This is a genomic window from Jannaschia seohaensis, from assembly GCF_900116765.1.
Lineage (GTDB): Bacteria > Pseudomonadota > Alphaproteobacteria > Rhodobacterales > Rhodobacteraceae > Jannaschia > Jannaschia seohaensis.
Genome location: NZ_UETC01000001.1, coordinates 307,710 through 324,041, shown reverse-complemented (window position 1 = coordinate 324,041; position 16,332 = coordinate 307,710). Strand labels below are relative to the sequence as shown.

The window sequence follows — 16,332 nt, the reverse complement described above, 5'->3', positions numbered from 1 at the left end:
CCGCAGGCTCACTCCGCCGCGACCTGCGCCGCGCGGCGCTTCTCGGCATGGGCCATCAGCCCCTCGCGGACCCAGGCGCCCTCGTCCCAGGCGCGGTTGCGCGCCTCCAGACGGTCGCGGTTGCAAGGCCCGTTGCCGGCGATCACCTCCATGAATTCAGACCAATCCGGCTCGGTGAAGTCGTAATGCCCGGTTTCCTCGTTCCAGCGCAGGTCCGGGTCTGGCACGGTGAGGCCCAGATACTCGGCCTGCGGCACGGTCTGGTCGACGAATTTCTGCCGAAGCTCGTCATTGGTGTTCATCTTGATCCGCCATTTCATCGACTGCGCGGAATGCGTGCTGTCCTTGTCCGACGGACCGAACATCATCAGCGACGGATACCAGAAGCGGTTCAGCGCATCCTGCGCCATGCGCCGCTGCGCCTCGGTGCCGTTCGCCATCTTCATCATGATGTCGAAGCCCTGGCGCTGGTGGAACGATTCTTCCTTGCAGATGCGGACCATGGCGCGGGCATAGGGCCCGTAGGATGTGCGCTGCAACGGCACCTGGTTCATGATCGCGGCGCCGTCGACCAGCCAACCCACCGCGCCCATGTCGGCCCAGGTCAGCGTGGGGTAATTGAAGATCGACGAGTATTTCATCCGCCCGTCCAGCAGCATCTCCGTTAGCGCGTCGCGGCTGACCCCCAGTGTCTCGGCCGCGCAATAGAGATACAGCCCGTGCCCCGCCTCGTCCTGCACCTTGGCGAGCAGGATGGCCTTGCGCTCCAGGGTGGGCGCGCGGGTGACCCAGTTGCCCTCGGGCAGTTGGCCCACGATCTCGGAATGGGCGTGCTGGCCGATCTGGCGGATCAGCGTCTTGCGGTAGCCCTCGGGCATCCAGTCCTTGGGTTCGATCTTCTCGCCCCGGTCGATGCGGGCCTGAAAGGCGGCGAGCTTTTCGGGGTCGTCCCGGGTCGCCTCCGACTTGATCATCTGCGCGTACATGTCAGCTCCACTCCAGGACCGTCGCGGCGCCGCGAGACAGAGCCGCGCGCCCGACATGCCCGGCTGCTGGCCCGTCGCGATGGCGCCGCCGTGGCCGTTCAGATGGGGGGCATCGTCGGGCAGGCCGAGCGCGCGAGCCACCGACAGAGGCCCGCGGGGCCAAGGACTCGCTGAACGCGATCACGCCCATCTCGGCGATGGTGCGCCCCACCGAGACGGTGCCGTCTAGGCGCGGCATCGGGGTCAGATCCTGCTGGCGCAGAGCCTCGCCAGAGGCGATGTGCGCCGCCGCCTCGGCATTCACGCCCGAGTCCTGGCCCGCCGTCACCGTCAGGTCGAGCCCGTTGCCCCCGCGAAGCCTGGCCGGTGTGTCCGCATTCCTGTCGAAGATCAATTCCGGGCCCTTGCGCTGCGAGATCTCGACCGGTGCGCTCTCTCCTTCCACTCCCCCCGCCCCAGCGGCCACGGCATGACGCACGAGGGATTGGCCGACATCCCCCGGACCGCCCTCCTCCATGGCCGCAGGCCCGAAGGCCCGCCGCGCCAGGAGCGCGCGGACCGGATGGGCGACGAGAGCGTCCGCATGCATCGGGGACAAGACGCCGCCGAAGCGGGCGATGGGCATGCGCAGGCCGTCGCAGATGAACGCGTCCAAGGAACCCTCCCGAAAACGGAGTGGATCATACCATGCCGAGATGTCCGTCACAACGATATGTTACGAAATGCGATGTCGATCTAATATTTGTAACACAATGGAGAGGCGGGGACATCCCCGCCCTACGCCGGCTCGATCCGTAGGGCGGGGGTCACCCCGCCTCCCGCAGCCATCCCGCCGCGAAATCCACCTCCGACACGCCCGCAAGCCGCGCCGTCCGGTCAAGCGCCGCCTCCAGACGGCCTTGCCGCCCCGCGCCCCAGCGGAGGCCCCGCTCCGGCCATAGCGCGCGGATGGCGAGTCGATCGGCGTCGCGCTCGGCCTTCATGTCGATGCGCCCGACGATCCGGTCGCCCTCCAGCAGCGGAAAGACGTAGTAGCCGTAGCGGCGCTGCGCCTCGGGGACGAAGATCTCGATCCGGTAGGAGAAGCCGAACAGCCGCTCCGCCCGCTTGCGGTCGCGCAAGGCGGGATCGAAGGGCGACAGCACGCGCATCCGGCCGGGCGGGTCGGGCGGCGTCTCCTCCAGCGTCGCGGACCGCATCCAGCAGCGGCGGAGGCGGCCGTCGGCGCAGAGAAATTCGACCTCGACGATCTCGCCGCGTCCGGCCTTCGCGGTGACCCAGTCCCTTGCCTCGGCGGGCGTCACCAAGTCCCAGAACGCCGCCAGCTCTCCGGAGGTGGCCAGGCCCAGCCGGTCCAGCGCCGCGCCGCAGGCCCAGTCGATCACCGCCTCGTCCGGGACGAAGGCGTTGAGATGTTCCGCCGGGACCACGTTCTCGGTCAGGTCGTAGACCTTGCGGAACCCCTGCCGCCGCAGCACCGTGATCCGACCGCAGCGCCACAAATACTCCAGCGCCGCCTTCGAGGGATGCCACTCCCACCAGCCGCCCGCGCTGCGCCCCTCGTCCTCTCCCACATCCGAGGAGGAACAGGGGCCGTCCCGCGCGATCCGCTCCGTCACCTCCTCCAACTTGTGCTCGAACCCGTCATGCCAGTGCCGCCAGCGGCGGTTCTCGGGGTCGGCATAGCGGGCGAACTTCAGCCGCCAATAGGGGAAGAAGCGGATCGGAAGGACACTCGCATCGTGGGTCCAGTGCTCGAAGAGCAGCCGGTCACGGTCGTGCAGCGCCGCCAGCGCGGGGGCGCGATAGGAGGTGCGGCGGGCGTGCAGGATCATGTGCTGGGCCCGGGCGACCGTGGCGATGCTGTCGAGTTGGACGAAGCCCAGTCCGTCGATCACCTCCGCCAGATCCGTCCCCCGCCCCGGCCCAGACGGCGCATCCGACAGACCGTGGCGATGCAGGAACAGGGCGCGGGCGGTGCGGAGGTCGATCTGGGGGCGCGCGGACATGCGCCACCGCTACCAGAGGCGGGGCCCCGGGCAAGCCCCGGCATTGCCCCCTTGCCCCCCCGCCGTTAGAGGAGCGCGGAACCGACACACCGCCAGAGGCCGCGCCCCATGTCCAACGACCAGCTCGAAGCCGCCATCGAAGCCGCCTGGGAAGTCCGCGAGACGATCTCGCCCCAGACCACGGGCGAAACCCGCGACGCCATCGAACAGACCCTGGACGCGCTCGATACAGGCAGCCTCCGCGTGGCCGAGCGCGCCGAGTCCGGCGAATGGCATGTGAACCAATGGGCCAAGAAGGCGGTGCTGCTGGGCTTCCGCCTCAAGGACATGGAGCTCCAGGCGGGCGGCCCCCAGGGCGGGTCCTGGTGGGACAAGGTCGACAGCAAGTTCAACGGCTGGAACTCCGGAAAGTGGGAGCAGGCCGGCTTCCGCGCGGTGCCGAACTGCATCGTGCGCCGCTCGGCCTATATCGCGCCGGGGGTGGTGCTGATGCCGTCCTTCGTGAACCTAGGCGCCTATGTCGATTCGGGGACCATGGTCGATACCTGGGCCACGGTCGGCTCCTGCGCGCAGATCGGCAAAAACGTGCACCTCTCGGGCGGCGTCGGCATCGGCGGCGTGCTGGAGCCGATGCAGGCCGGTCCGACGATCATCGAGGACAATTGCTTCATCGGCGCCCGCTCCGAGGTGGTCGAGGGCTGCATCGTCCGCGAGGGCTCGGTGCTGGGCATGGGCGTGTTCATCGGCAAGTCCACGAAGATCGTGAACCGGGCCACCGGCGAGATCACCTATGGCGAGGTGCCGCCCTATTCGGTGGTCGTGGCGGGCTCGATGCCCGGCAGCTCGGTGATGGGAAACGGCCAGCCGGCGCCGAACCTCTATTGCGCCGTGATCGTCAAGCAGGTGGACGAGCGGACCCGGTCCAAGACCTCGATCAACGAGCTTCTGCGGGACTGAGTGAAGGCCAGGCGGGGTCCGTCGGCCTCCGGGGAGCCGGGGCCGCTCGGAACCGCGCGGCACGCCTGCGGCGGCCTGCGCCCCGCGGCCGCACTCCGCGGGGCCCGGCGTCAGGACGGACACGGTCGACGCAAAGCCCCGCCCTGGGGACAGTTCTAGGTCAGCTGGCCTTCTGAACGTCCCAACCCAAGGGGATGGGAGCATCGCTGCCCTGGCCTCCGCGCCAGGGCGGAACCGCGTCCCGGGTATCGTCGGACCCACGCGCTCCATCCTTCGCAGCTTCGGAGACCCGCGCGCCTCAAGCCCCGCCTCTGTGACATCGACCGCCTCTCCATTCGTGCCACCGGCTCCGGGGCGGATCGGTTCCGCTTCTCGGTGCACCGGCTGTCGCGGCGCCCTCCCCCGAACCGGCCCACCAGCTGCGCCGCGTCTCCGCAGCAAAGCCGCCGCGCGACCGATCCGAGCAGGCGGAGGCGGTTCCTCGTCCCATGCGACGTCTGGCTCACCTCCCCTCCACATCAGGTAGGAGAGACGCCTGGACGTGCGGCACCGGTTCGGATCCACCAAGGAGCCGTTCTACGCCGACCTGTCGCGGATATGCGCGGCGACGGTCCCGCGCCTCGCAGGCACACACCACCGATTCGCCGAAGTGACCCCTGGCGGGGCCTGGTGCTTCGGTGCCGCGCCGGACGAGATGGGCTCCGACCGCACGTTGCCCGAACCGCTGGACGAGATCGGCACGCCAGACGTGATCGTGCGGCACATGTTCTACCCCGCCGGGATGACCGCCTACCGCGCCCTGGTCGAGGACGTGCTGGGCTTGCCGCTGGTCGGCTCGCCCGCGCCGGTCACGGGACTCGCCACCTCCAAGCTCTGGACCCGCGACGTCCCCGCCTCGGGTGGCGTGCCCGTCGCCGAGGCCCGGCGGATCGAGGGGGGCCTCCGACGCGACCTGCCGGCTCCCTATGTCGTCAGGCCCGATACTGAGAACAACTCGCGTGGGATCTCCATCATCCGCGACCCGGCGGACACGCCCGCCGCCATGGCCGAGGCCTTCATCCCCGGCCGCGAGATCCGCGCCGCCGTGATCGAACGCGAGGGGGATCTGATCGTGCCCCCCTTCATCGAAACTCCGGTCAGCGAGGACCGCCCCATCCGCGACGTCGCCGACAAGCTGGAGGGCGCGGGCGGCGCGCTGCGGCAATCGACCCGGGACGAGGCCCAGCCGATCTGCCCGGCCGAGCTGGATGACGATCTCGCCCGCGCGCTCACCCAAGCCGCGACGGCCGCGCATCGGGCTTTGGGCGCCCGACATTACGCGCTCTTCGATGGCGCGCTCTGGGCCGAGGTCGCCGGGGCGGGCGCGGCCCCCAAGGCCGCCTGAGGCGCGGACGCGTCAAGCGGGGCTTCCCTTCCCTTTCCCGCGCGGCCCGGGCATGACAACGTCAACCGCAACCATTCGACGGAGTCCGCCCCATGTCCCATACCGCCCGCCTGACCGAGCTTGGCATCACCCTGCCCGACGCGCCGATGCCCGCCGCCAATTACGTGCCCGCCGTGCGCTCGGGCGATCTGCTCTTCGTCTCGGGTCAGGTCAGCGCCGATGCCGACGGCCTGATGGTCGGAAAGCTCGGCGCTGATGCCACGCTCGAACAAGGCGTCGCCGCCGCCCGCACCTGCGCGCTGAGCCTGCTCGCCCAGGTGCGCGCCGCCTGCGACGGCGACCTCGACCGGCTGGAGCAGGTCGTGAAGCTGACCGGTTTCGTCAACTCGACTCCCGATTTCGGCGACCAGCCCAAGGTGGTCAACGGCGCCTCCGACCTGCTGGTCGAAATCCTGGGCGACGCGGGCAAGCATTCCCGCTCGGCCGTCTCGGCGGGGTCGCTGCCCTTCGGCGTCATGGTAGAGATCGAAGGCATCTTCCGCGTCAAATGATACCGCTGCCCGCCTCCTTCCTAAAGGGTCACCTCGCCCATCGCGGTTTGCACGACCGCGAGAAGGGGCGGCCCGAAAACTCCCTGGCCGCGTTCCGCGCGGCCATCGAACTCGGCGTCGGCATCGAGTTGGACGTCCAGCGCTCGGCCGATGGCGTCGCGATGGCCTTCCACGACTACAAGCTGGAGCGGCTGACCGGGCGCGCGGGTCAGATCGCGGATCTGGACGCCGCCGCGCTGGCGGAGGTTCCGCTGCTGGGCGGGGACGAAGGCGTGCCCACCCTCGCCCAGGCCCTCGCCGAAATCGCCGGCCGGGTCCCCGTCCTGATCGAGGTAAAGGACCAGGACGGCGCGATGGGGCCGAATGTCGGCCCGCTGGAGGATGCGGTGCTCGCCGCGCTCGACGGCTACGAGGGGGATGTCGCGCTGATGTCCTTCAACCCGCATTCCGTGGCCCATATGGCCACCAAGGCGCCGCATCTGCCCCGCGGCCTGACCACCTCCGCCTTCGACGCAGAGGACTGGCCCGACCTGCCTGCTGAGACGCGGGAGCGGCTGGCCCGCATCCCCGACCTCGACCGCGTCGGGGCCGCCTTCATCAGCCACCAGGGCGACGCGCTGACGATGCCCCGCGTGGCCGAGATCAAGGCGCAGGGCCTGCCCATCCTGTGTTGGACGATCCGCAGCAAGGAACAGGAACGCATCGCGCGGACCGTGGCCGATGCCGTCACCTTCGAGGGCTACTTGCCCTGACCCGGTCAGGCCCCACCTATGGGCCATGACCGCCGCGACCGCCGCCGACCAGTCCATCGAGATCCACGTCCTGCCGAGCCTCGACCAGATCGAGGCCGCCGAGTGGGATGCCTGCGCCTGCCCGGAGGCCGCCGATGGCGGTCCGCCCGCCGACCCGTTCACCACCTACCGCTTCCTGCGCGCGCTGGAGGACAGTCATTCCGTCGGCCCGCGCACCGGCTGGCAGCCGCAATACCTGGTCGCCCGCGCGGGGGGCGAGGCCATCGCCTGCGCACCGCTTTACGCCAAGGGGCACAGCCAAGGCGAATACATCTTTGACCATAACTGGGCCCATGCCTGGGAGCGGGCGGGGGGCGACTACTACCCCAAACTACAACTCGCCGTACCCTTCACCCCCGCCACCGGCCGCCGCTTCCTGGTCAAGCCCGGCTGGGAAGGCCTGGGCATGCAGGCCCTTGTCCAGGCCGCCGTGCAGGTGACGGAGCAGAACGGGCTGTCCTCGCTGCACATCACCTTCTGCACCGAGGAAGAGCGCCGGGAGGGCGCGGCCATGGGCCTGCTCGACCGCTCCAGCCAGCAATTCCACTGGTTCAACGACAGTTATGCCGATTTCGAGGGCTTCCTCGCCGCGCTCTCCTCGCGCAAGCGCAAGAATATCCGCAAGGAACGGCGCGAGGCGCAGGGCTTCGGCGGCGAGATCCGCGCCTATACCGGCGACGATCTGCGCCCCGAGCACTGGGACGCCTTCTGGCGCTTCTACCAGGATACCGGGCGGCGCAAATGGGGCCAGCCCTACCTGACCCGCGCCTTCTTCGACCTCGTGCAGGAACGTATGCGCGACGATGTGCTGCTGGTCCTGGCCGAGCGCGACGGGGTGCCGGTCGCGGGCGCGCTGAACTTCATCGGGCGCGATGTGCTCTATGGCCGCTACTGGGGCTGCACCGAGCACCACTCCAACCTCCATTTCGAGCTCTGCTACTACCAGGCCATCGACCACGCCATCGCGCGCGGTCTGAGCCGCGTGGAGGCGGGCGCGCAGGGCCAACACAAGCTGGCGCGCGGCTACCTGCCCGTCACCTGCCACTCGCTGCACCACATCCCGAACGAGGGCTTTCGCGCCGCCATCGCCCAGTTCCTGGAGGCCGAGGCGGAGGCCGTCGAGGAAGATATCGAGATCCTGACGGCCTATGGGCCGTTCAAACGCGGACAGCTTGAGGAGCAGGAATGAGCGACTGGACGGAACGCGACGGGGGCCTTGAGCGGGACTTCGCCTTCAAGGATTTCATCGAGGCCTGGGGCTTCATGTCCCGCGTGGCCCTGCTGGCCGAAAAGGCGGATCACCATCCCGAATGGTCGAACGTCTACAACAAGGTCTCCATCCGCCTGACGACCCATGACGCGGGCGGCCTGACCGACAAGGACCGCGCCCTGGCCGCCGCCATCGACGCGCTGCTCTGACACCCTCAAGCGGCCGCACCCCGAACCAGATGGATCGAGGCACCTACCCCCTCATCACGGGTTTCCAAATACTCACGACACGACGCAGGCCAGAACCACGACGCGCAGGACGGAGCACCTCCGACCCGCGCGCAGCCAGGCTTCTCCTAGCTCCCGGCCAAGAGCGCGTCGATCTCCGCGCGCGACGGCATGGACGGCGCCGTCCCCGCCCGCGTCACGCTGATCGAGGCGGTGGCGCAGCCGAAGCGGACCGCCTCTTCCGGGTCGCGCCCCTCGGCCAGGGCCGCGACGAAGCCGCCGTTGAACGCGTCGCCCGCGCCCGTCGTCTCGACCACCGGCCCGGCCGGAAAGACCGGCACGTGGATCGAGCGATCCGCCATGTGTAAAAGCGCGCCTTGCCCGCCCAGCGTCAGGACGGCCCCCTTCGCTACGCCCGCCGCCAACAGCGCGTCCCCTGCCGCCCGCGCGCCGTCCAAATCGGCCACGGACACGCCGGTCAACGCTTCCGCCTCGCTCTCGTTCGGCGTGACCCAGTCGCACAGGGCCAGCATGCCCTCGGGCAATTTCGCTGCCGGGGCGGGATTGAGCACGGTCGTTACCCCGCCATCCCGCGCGATCTCCAGTGCGCGGACCGCCGCCGGCATCGGCTGCTCCAGTTGGGTGACGAAGACCTTGGCCCCGCGGATCAGGTCGGCCTGCGCCTCGACGAAGCCCGCGTCGATCCCGCCCGCGGCCCCCGGCGCGATGATGATGGCGTTGTCGCCGGTGGCATCGTCGATGAAGATATAGGCCGCGCCCGTCGCCTCGTCGGAGCGCTCGACGGCGGAGGCATCGACCCCGGCCCCCTCCCAAGCAGCCATGGCCATGTCGCCGAACGGGTCGCGCCCGATGCGGCTGACGAAGGCAATATCGGCACCGGCCTTGGCGCAGGCGACCGCCTGGTTGGAGCCCTTGCCCCCCGGTCCCAGCGCGAAGCTGCGCCCCAGGATCGTCTCGCCCATCCGGGGCTGGCGGTCGGCGCGATAGGCGGTGTCGGCGACGAAGACGCCGAGGATGACGACATCACTCATCGGGACCGATCACCCCCTTGCGCAGCATGATGCAACCGTAGAAGCGTCGCTCCCCGGTCTGGATCACGGCATAGGCCTCGCGGGCGAGGTCGTAGAAGGCGAAGCGCTCGATCCCGACCATGGGCCGGGCCTCGCCGGTGGCGGCGATGGCGTCCTGCACCTCCTGCTGGACGGGGGGCACGGTATCGGGGTCGCCCACGATCTCCATTCGGCCGGCGAAATCCTCCACAAAGGTATCGAGCGGCATCACCGAAAGCACCGCTTGCGCGACCTCGCCCATGGGGCGGTCGATGCGCAAAAGCTCGCCATGCACCGTCTCCTGCGCGATGGCGTCGGAGGGGAAGTTGGTGTCGGCCAGGATCAGCATGTCGCCGTGGCCCATGGCCCGGAGGGCATAGAGCACGTCGGCGTTGAGGATGGGGTCGATGCCCTTGAGCATGGGATGGGTCCAGATGGTCGAAGCGTCGTCCCGCCCCCGACACCGGGAAGCGGAGCGGCACCGAATCAGCGCCCGGTCCCGCATCCGCAGCCTAGCGCGGTCCTGCGCCGCGCGTCACGACCCGCGGACGATCTCAGACGACGCGGCGTGTCCGGGGCCGGGGATCGGGGCCGTCCGAGACATGTAGGGTCGGCACCGGTGCAGAGGGGCGCCGCGGGGTCGCGCGCGACGCGCCTGGACGTGACCGCAGACGACCGCCCGCGGCCCCGGCCCCTCGCCTTTCGCGCTGCCGCCGGGCGGCAGGCGTCACAAGCGCGCGCCGCTCTCCGCGTCGAACAGATGCACGCGCCCTGGCACGGGGGCGAGGTGGATCGTCTCGCCGGGGCGCACGCTGGGCCGGTCGCGGGTGACGGCGGTCACGTCGCGGTCGCCCAGCCGCGCGACGATATGGGTCTCGGAGCCGGTGGGCTCGACCACCGAGACGGTGGCGGGCAGCCCAGCGTCGGACAGAGTCAGATCCTCGGGCCGCATCCCCAGCGTCACGGACCGATTCGCCGCGACACCCGGAACGGCGAGCACGGCATCGCCGATGCGAGCGCCGTCCCCGGTGCCGATGGCCGGGATCAGGTTCATCGAGGGCGAGCCGATGAAGCTGGCCACGAAGGCGTTGGCCGGCTTGTCGTAAAGCTCCAGCGGGGAGCCGATCTGCTCGATCCGCCCGCCCTGAAGCACCACGATCTTGTCGGCCATGGTCATGGCCTCGATCTGGTCATGGGTGACGTAGACGGTGGTGGTGGCGAGGCGCTGATGCAACTCCCGGATCTCGGCGCGCATCTGGACGCGAAGCTTGGCGTCGAGGTTCGAGAGCGGCTCGTCGAAGAGGAACACCTGCGGGTCGCGCACGATGGCCCGGCCCATGGCCACCCGCTGCCGCTGCCCGCCGGAGAGGGCCCGGGGATAGCGATCCAGGTAGTCCGTCAGACCGAGGATCGCGGCGGCGCGGTCCACCCGCTCCTTGATCTCGGCCTTGTCCATGCGCTTCATCCGCAGGCTGAACGCCATGTTCGCGCGGACCGTCTTGTGCGGGTAGAGCGCGTAGTTCTGGAACACCATCGCGATGTCGCGCCGGGCGGGGGCGAGGTTGTTCACCACCTTGTCGCCGATGGCGATGGTCCCGCCCGTGATCCCCTCCAGACCCGCGATCATCCGCAAAAGCGTGGACTTGCCGCAGCCCGAGGGACCGACGAGCACCACGAACTCCCCGTCGAGAATGTCGATATCGAGGCCATGAATGACCTGAGTGTCCCCATAGGACTTCCGCAGGTCGCGGATCGTGACGTTGGCCATGGGCTCCCCTTCTTCCTCTGGCGGAAGCTAGCCGGGTCGGAGGCGCCTGTCACCACCGACATGCTAACATGCCAGTTGACAGGTCGGGGCACGGGCGGCGACTGTCCAGGCATTAAGGGCGCCCGGGGAGGGGTGGCCCGAAGGGAGGACCAGCGACGATGAAGACGCATATTTACGAGCACATGCTGCGGCATGGGAAAATCAGCCGCCGCGGCGTGCTGCGCGGCGCGACGGCGACGGGCGGGCTTGCCGCGCTTGGCGGCCTCTCGGCGGGACTTGGCGCGGGGGCCGCCCATGCGGACGCCCATGCCGCACTGCGCGCCCAGATCCTGCAGATCCCCGGCGTCGGCATGGGCAGCCCCACCGATGCCGATTGGCAGCGGGTGGGCGAGCTCTGCCTCGGGACCACGCGGGAGCGGTTCGAGCCGGGCGCCTTCGAGGGTGTCGAACTGACCTTCATGGGCCTCAACAACCAGGGCCAGCACAACATCCTGTTCCGCGGCTTCCTGCGCTCCTGGGAGGAATATACCGGCGCCAGGATCAACTGGATCGACCTCGCCCAGGCCGATTACAACCCGCGCCTCCAGCAGGCCATCGCCACCGGCACGGTCGATTTCGACGTCTTCGCCATGGGCGCGCCGTTCGAGGGCGACACCGCCGGCCGCGGCCTGCTCGACCCGATGCCCGACTGGGTCGCGCAGGACATCGAGATGGACGACTATGTCGACTACCTGAAGGCGCCAGTGGGCACTTGGGACGGGCAGACCTACCGCGTCTCCATCGACGGCGACTGCCATACCCTGGTCTACCGCAACGACTATTACGAGAACGCCGACTTCGCCGAGGCTTGGGCCGCGGAAGGCGACGGCTCCGACTGGGCGCCGCCCACCACCTGGGAGCAGGTGAACGCCCAGTCGCGCTTCCTCGCCGGCAAGACCGACCCGCTGACCGGGCTGCCCGCCCACGGCTTCCTCGATCCGCTGAAATACACCTGGGGCGGCTTCGGCTTCTACTTCCTGGCCGACCGGGCGGCGCCTTACGTCAAGCATTCCGACGATCCCGCCTGGCTCTTCGACCCCGACACGATGAAGCCGCGTATCAACAATCCGGGCTGGGTGCAGGCGATCCAGGACGTCATGGACCTGATGCAGGTCGAGGGCGCCTATCCGACCGATCAGATCAACGCCGATCCGAACACGACCGCCTTCCAGCAGTTCCTGGCCGGCACCGGCGGTCTGATCGCGTGGTGGGGCGATGTGGGCTCGAACGCGCGCACCTCGGACACCTCGGTCGTGGGCGACGTGGTCGGCTTCTCGACGATCCCCGGCTCGGAGCGGGTCTACAACGCCGCCGCCGGCGCCTGGGAGAACACGCCCAACGAGGCGCCCAACAACGCCTATATCGGCTGGGGCATCTATGTGACCAACCGCGTCCAGGATGACGACCTGCGCCGTCAGGCGGCCTGGTCAGCGGCGGCGCATCTGGGCGGCAAGGACATCGCGCTGTGGATGTCGGCCTATCCGTCCGGCTACCAGCCCTACCGGAACAGCCAGTTCCAGTACGAGGAGTGGGAGGCCGCGGGCTACGATCGCGACTTCATCGAGGATTATCTCGGCTCCAACCTGGACAGCTACAACCACCCGAACGCCGCCATCGAGCCGCGCATCCCCGGCATTTTCCAGTACTACTCGATCGCCGAGGATCTGCTGGTGCGCGGCCTCGCCGGGCAATACGGCAGCGCGCAAGAGACGGCGGACGCCATCGCCGCCGCCTGGGAGGAAATCACCGACCAGATCGGGCGCGACAGCCAGATCGCGCTCTACAAGGCGTCGCTGGGTCTGTGACCGGCTGACCCCGCGCGACGGCCCCGGCGGATCGCTCCGCCGGGGCTTTTTTCGTCTTCGGGGCGCGGGGGCTGGCCCGGTGATGTCCCCGTCCTTTCGAGCGGGAAACCTCGGGATGCGCCAAGCCCCCGACCATCCGCTGCGGTCCCCCGTCCGCCCCCCGGATCACATGTCCGATTTCATGGGCATCGCACGTCGATCCCTCTTCCCAATGGCGCACTGACATGACTAGCATGTCAGTCATGTCAGAACTTCACATCGTCACCGACGACGAGATTTCACCGGCACGCGAGCGGCGCGGCAAGATGATGATCTGGGGCGGCTTTGGGCTTCTGGTCGTGACCGCCCTGGTCCAGACCGCCGACCAGACCGGCCTGCTGTCTCTGGGCCTGGAGACATGGCGGCCCACGCTCTACGCCTTCTGCGTCTTCTCGACCCTGCTCTGCTGGGCGCAGGTCGTCCTTTATGGCGAGCAGGGCAAGCGGACGCTCTTCGTGCTGCCCGCCGCGCTCTTCGTCGGGGCGCTGGTCATCTTCCCGCTGATCTTCGGCGCGGGCATCGCGATGAGCGACTGGAACCTCGCCTCGCCGGATGGCAGGAAATTCAATGGGTTCGACAATTTCTGGCAGGCGATGGAGGACCCGTTCTACCTCAACGCGCTCTGGAACATGGTGCTCTATACGGCGGCGATCCTGGTCGAATACGTCATCGCCTTCGGCCTCGCGCTGCTGCTCAACGCCGATATCCGGGCGCGCAAATTCTTCCGCGTGGCGTTCCTGCTGCCGCTCATGCTCAGCCCCGTCGCGGTCTCCTGGATGATCGGCAAGTCGATGTTCGAGCCCCGCTTCGGCCCGATGGCGCGGCTGGCCCGCGAACTCGGCTGGGAGAACCCGTCCTTCTACGGCTCGCCCGAGATCGCGCGGCTGATGATGATGATGATGGATGCCTGGACCTACATCCCCTTCATGATGATCATGCTGCTCGCGGGCCTCCAGGCCATCCCGCGGGAGTTGCACGAAGCCGCCGAGGTCGACGGCGCCTCGCCCTGGCGCCGCTTTTGGGAGGTGACGTTTCCGCTGATGCTGCCGGTCTCGATCACGGCGATCCTGATCCGCGTCATCTTCAAGCTGAAGCTGGCCGACATCGTCATCAACATCACCTCGGGCGGGCCCGGCGGCGCGACGGACACCGTTACCAGCTTCATCTTCCGGGAATACCGGGACCGTTCGAATGTCGGCTACGGCACGATGCTGGCCTTCATCTATCTGGTGGTGATCGTCGTCGCGATGACGGTCCTCATCAAGGTCACCGCCCGCTGGAGCCGCCCGCAGACATGACCACCGAGACCCAGATCTTCCGCGACGGCGAATCCGACCGCGCCTATCGCGCGCCCTTCGCGCTCTCCAAGGTGGCGATCTACGCACTGCTGATCGCCTGGGCCATCATCTGCCTGTTCCCGATCTACTGGACCATCACGACCAGCTTCAAAGCCGCGCCGGACGTCATGCAGGGCAATATGATCCCCTATGTCGATTTCGAGCCCAAGTGGCTGGGCTGGCGCGCCCTCGGCCTCTCGCCCGAGACGATCGGCCAGATCTCGACCCCGCGAGAGGAATTCCTGCGCCGGTTCTGGAACTCCACCATCATCTCGGTCTCCGCCTCGCTGCTGGCGGTCGTCCTGGGGAGTTGCGCGGCCTATGGGCTGTCGCGCTTTTCCTTCCGGTTCGGGCCGATGAAGAACGACGACATCTCGTTCTTCTTCCTGTCGCAGCTGATCCTGCCGCCGGTCGTCTTGGCCCTGCCTTTCCTGATTCTCTACCGGGAGCTCGACCTGCTCGACAGCCGCATCGGCCTGATCCTGCTCTATACGCTGACCGTGCTCCCCATCGTCATCTGGATCATGCGCGACCAGTTCGCCGCCATCCCGACCGAGCTGGAAGAGGCCGCGATGGTCGACGGCCTCGGCATCTGGGGCGCGTTCCTGACGATCATCCTGCCCATCGCCCTGCCGGGCATGGTCGCGGCCTTCATCCTGTCGCTGGTGCTGACCTGGAACGAGTATTTCTTCGCGGCCCTTCTGACCTCGACCCACGCGAACACCTTGCCGGTGATGGTGGCGTCGCAGACGGGATCGCAGGGGATTTCCTGGTGGTCCATGGCGGCTCTCAGCTTCGCGGCGATCCTGCCGCTCATCATCATCGGGATCGTGCTGGAGCGGTTCATCATCAAGGGGATGGCAGCGGGCGCGGTGAAGTGACCTCCGGGACCGACGGTCTTTCACCGTCACCTATGCAGAGGGCACGGCCCGTCGCGTTCGATCCACTCGGAATGAGTTGACACGGGAGCCCCCCCGCGCCCAGCATCATCCCCGTAGCTTGACTACATCCGCGCGAGCCCTTCGGCCGCTCGGACCGGCCTGCGTAGCCACGACCTATCGGGCAGCGCGCGAGCTTTAGCTTCTTTCCGGGGAGTGCCTTCGGGCATCGCGTCATCGCTTCTTCGAACAGCACGAGGAGTGAGGCGAGATGCCGAACATCAAGGCCATCCGCGACCGGAAAATGCGGGTACAGAAAGGGCGGTGCTACTATTGCGGCCTCCCGATGTGGTCGGAACGGATGAGGATCAGTGGAAAAGCCGCACAGGGGCGTTACCCGATCCGGCTGCGCTGCACCGCGGAGCATCTCCGCCCCAGATCGGCCGGGGGTGCCGACAGCGCCGACAACATCGTGGCGGCTCACTTCTTCTGCAACCGCGCCCGCCACCAGGGGAAAACCGCGCGATGCCCAGAGGGCCACAGGGCTCATGTCATGGGACGGATGGCCCACGGCCGGTGGATGGACGCGCGCATGCGCGAGATCGCGCGCTCTTTTCGATAATGCGCCAACCACCGCGCGTTCCGTCGAAACGGCTCGGTTTGGACCGGCGCCCTCAGACGCTGCCCCCCGGTCCTCGTCCAACCGGCGCACCCGGTACGGATCGGCCCCGGAAACCCAAGGATTGAGCGACGGGCACGGGGTTTCTACACTTCCGCCGCCCCCAACCCGGAGGCTTTGTCGAAGGACTCATATCGATGACGACGAACGAACGGGACGCGATCGAGCGCGTGGTCAAGGACTACCTGGAGGGGATGATCTACGGCCAACGGGCGCTCCTGGAGCGCGCGATGCATCCGCAATGCATGCAGGCCGGCCACTTCAACGGGACCTATGAGTTCTTCGACCGGGAGACCTTCATTCGATCGCTCGAAGGCGAGGAAGCGGCGGAGCCGGGGACACCCTATGTCTCGGAAATCCTCTCCATCGACCTGACCGGCGATGTCGCGGTGGTGAAGGTCGCGGATGAGTGCTTCGGCACGCGATTCTCCGACTACCTGACGATCATCAAGCATGAGGGCGACTGGCAGATCGTCATGAAGGCCTTCTTCGATCATTCCGCGCGTTAGGGCGCAGCACAGCCGCGTCATCCGCCGGCGCCCTGCCCCCACGGTAGCGGGCGTCAAACAAGCGACAGAGGACGCGAGACAAGAGACGACGTC

Annotated in this window: 17 protein-coding genes; 11 read left to right on the top strand and 6 right to left on the bottom strand. The window is 68.3% G+C overall.

The features are described from left to right. Positions 1–8: 8 nt before the first annotated feature. From paaA to DTQ71_RS01565, 3 genes are all read right to left on the bottom strand, one after another. Positions 9–986: a 1,2-phenylacetyl-CoA epoxidase subunit PaaA gene (gene paaA / locus DTQ71_RS01575; RefSeq protein ID WP_109562525.1), complete on the bottom strand. Its 978-nt coding sequence runs from the start codon at positions 984–986 to the stop codon at positions 9–11. Position 987: 1 nt separating this feature from the next. Further along, the gene (locus tag DTQ71_RS01570) at positions 988–1,641 is read right to left on the bottom strand and encodes a thiolase family protein (protein WP_109562524.1); all 654 of its coding nucleotides are present in this window, start codon (positions 1,639–1,641) and stop codon (positions 988–990) included. Positions 1,642–1,792: 151 nt separating this feature from the next. Continuing rightward, positions 1,793–2,995: a winged helix-turn-helix domain-containing protein gene (locus tag DTQ71_RS01565; protein ID WP_109562523.1), complete on the bottom strand. Its 1,203-nt coding sequence runs from the start codon at positions 2,993–2,995 to the stop codon at positions 1,793–1,795. Positions 2,996–3,103: 108 nt separating this feature from the next. Between DTQ71_RS01565 and dapD the strand changes: the two genes are divergently transcribed. From dapD to DTQ71_RS01535, 6 genes are all read left to right on the top strand, one after another. Next, positions 3,104–3,952 carry a 2,3,4,5-tetrahydropyridine-2,6-dicarboxylate N-succinyltransferase gene (gene dapD / locus DTQ71_RS01560; RefSeq protein ID WP_109562522.1) on the top strand — a complete coding sequence of 283 codons (849 nt, stop codon included), beginning with the start codon at positions 3,104–3,106 and terminating at the stop codon, positions 3,950–3,952. Positions 3,953–4,493: 541 nt separating this feature from the next. Continuing rightward, on the top strand, positions 4,494–5,336 hold the full coding sequence (locus DTQ71_RS01555; RefSeq protein ID WP_109562521.1) for a D-alanine--D-alanine ligase family protein: 843 nt from the start codon (positions 4,494–4,496) through the stop codon (positions 5,334–5,336). Between the two features lie 92 nt (positions 5,337–5,428). Beyond that, positions 5,429–5,887, top strand: coding sequence for a RidA family protein (locus DTQ71_RS01550; protein WP_109562520.1), 459 nt, complete (start codon positions 5,429–5,431; stop codon positions 5,885–5,887). After that, a complete protein-coding gene (locus DTQ71_RS01545; RefSeq protein WP_109562519.1) occupies positions 5,884–6,639 on the top strand; it encodes a glycerophosphodiester phosphodiesterase family protein in 756 nt (251 codons plus the stop codon). The genes DTQ71_RS01550 and DTQ71_RS01545 overlap by 4 nt, the downstream gene beginning before the upstream one ends. Before the next feature lie 25 nt (positions 6,640–6,664). Continuing rightward, entirely contained in the window at positions 6,665–7,867 is a 1,203-nt protein-coding gene (locus DTQ71_RS01540) for a GNAT family N-acetyltransferase (RefSeq protein ID WP_109562518.1), read from the top strand. Continuing rightward, positions 7,864–8,097 carry a 4a-hydroxytetrahydrobiopterin dehydratase gene (locus DTQ71_RS01535; RefSeq protein WP_109562517.1) on the top strand — a complete coding sequence of 78 codons (234 nt, stop codon included), beginning with the start codon at positions 7,864–7,866 and terminating at the stop codon, positions 8,095–8,097. The genes DTQ71_RS01540 and DTQ71_RS01535 overlap by 4 nt, the downstream gene beginning before the upstream one ends. Before the next feature lie 146 nt (positions 8,098–8,243). Here the strand turns inward: DTQ71_RS01535 and DTQ71_RS01530 are convergent, their stop codons facing one another. The 3 genes from DTQ71_RS01530 to DTQ71_RS01520 all read right to left on the bottom strand — a co-directional run bounded on the left by DTQ71_RS01530 (position 8,244) and on the right by DTQ71_RS01520 (position 10,953). Then, the gene (locus tag DTQ71_RS01530; RefSeq protein ID WP_109562516.1) at positions 8,244–9,167 is read right to left on the bottom strand and encodes a ribokinase; all 924 of its coding nucleotides are present in this window, start codon (positions 9,165–9,167) and stop codon (positions 8,244–8,246) included. Beyond that, on the bottom strand, positions 9,160–9,606 hold the full coding sequence (locus DTQ71_RS01525; protein ID WP_109562515.1) for an RbsD/FucU family protein: 447 nt from the start codon (positions 9,604–9,606) through the stop codon (positions 9,160–9,162). Before DTQ71_RS01525 ends, DTQ71_RS01530 begins: the two co-directional genes overlap by 8 nt. A gap of 306 nt (positions 9,607–9,912) precedes the next feature. Continuing rightward, a complete protein-coding gene (locus DTQ71_RS01520) occupies positions 9,913–10,953 on the bottom strand; it encodes an ABC transporter ATP-binding protein (protein WP_109562514.1) in 1,041 nt (346 codons plus the stop codon). Between the two features lie 158 nt (positions 10,954–11,111). On the opposite strand from DTQ71_RS01520, the gene DTQ71_RS01515 reads away from it, so the two are divergent. The 5 genes from DTQ71_RS01515 to DTQ71_RS01495 all read left to right on the top strand — a co-directional run bounded on the left by DTQ71_RS01515 (position 11,112) and on the right by DTQ71_RS01495 (position 16,239). Further along, entirely contained in the window at positions 11,112–12,797 is a 1,686-nt protein-coding gene (locus tag DTQ71_RS01515; protein ID WP_109562513.1) for an extracellular solute-binding protein, read from the top strand. Between the two features lie 242 nt (positions 12,798–13,039). After that, a complete protein-coding gene (locus DTQ71_RS01510; protein ID WP_109562512.1) occupies positions 13,040–14,134 on the top strand; it encodes a carbohydrate ABC transporter permease in 1,095 nt (364 codons plus the stop codon). Beyond that, positions 14,131–15,054 (top strand): carbohydrate ABC transporter permease, encoded by a 924-nt coding sequence (locus tag DTQ71_RS01505; RefSeq protein ID WP_109562511.1) that lies wholly within the window; start codon positions 14,131–14,133, stop codon positions 15,052–15,054. Before DTQ71_RS01510 ends, DTQ71_RS01505 begins: the two co-directional genes overlap by 4 nt. A gap of 268 nt (positions 15,055–15,322) precedes the next feature. Further along, positions 15,323–15,673, top strand: a complete 351-nt coding sequence (locus DTQ71_RS24810; protein ID WP_109562510.1) for an HNH endonuclease — start codon at positions 15,323–15,325, stop codon at positions 15,671–15,673. A 194-nt stretch (positions 15,674–15,867) separates the two neighbouring features. Then, positions 15,868–16,239 (top strand): nuclear transport factor 2 family protein, encoded by a 372-nt coding sequence (locus tag DTQ71_RS01495; RefSeq protein WP_109562509.1) that lies wholly within the window; start codon positions 15,868–15,870, stop codon positions 16,237–16,239. The last annotated feature ends 93 nt before the right edge of the window (positions 16,240–16,332 follow it).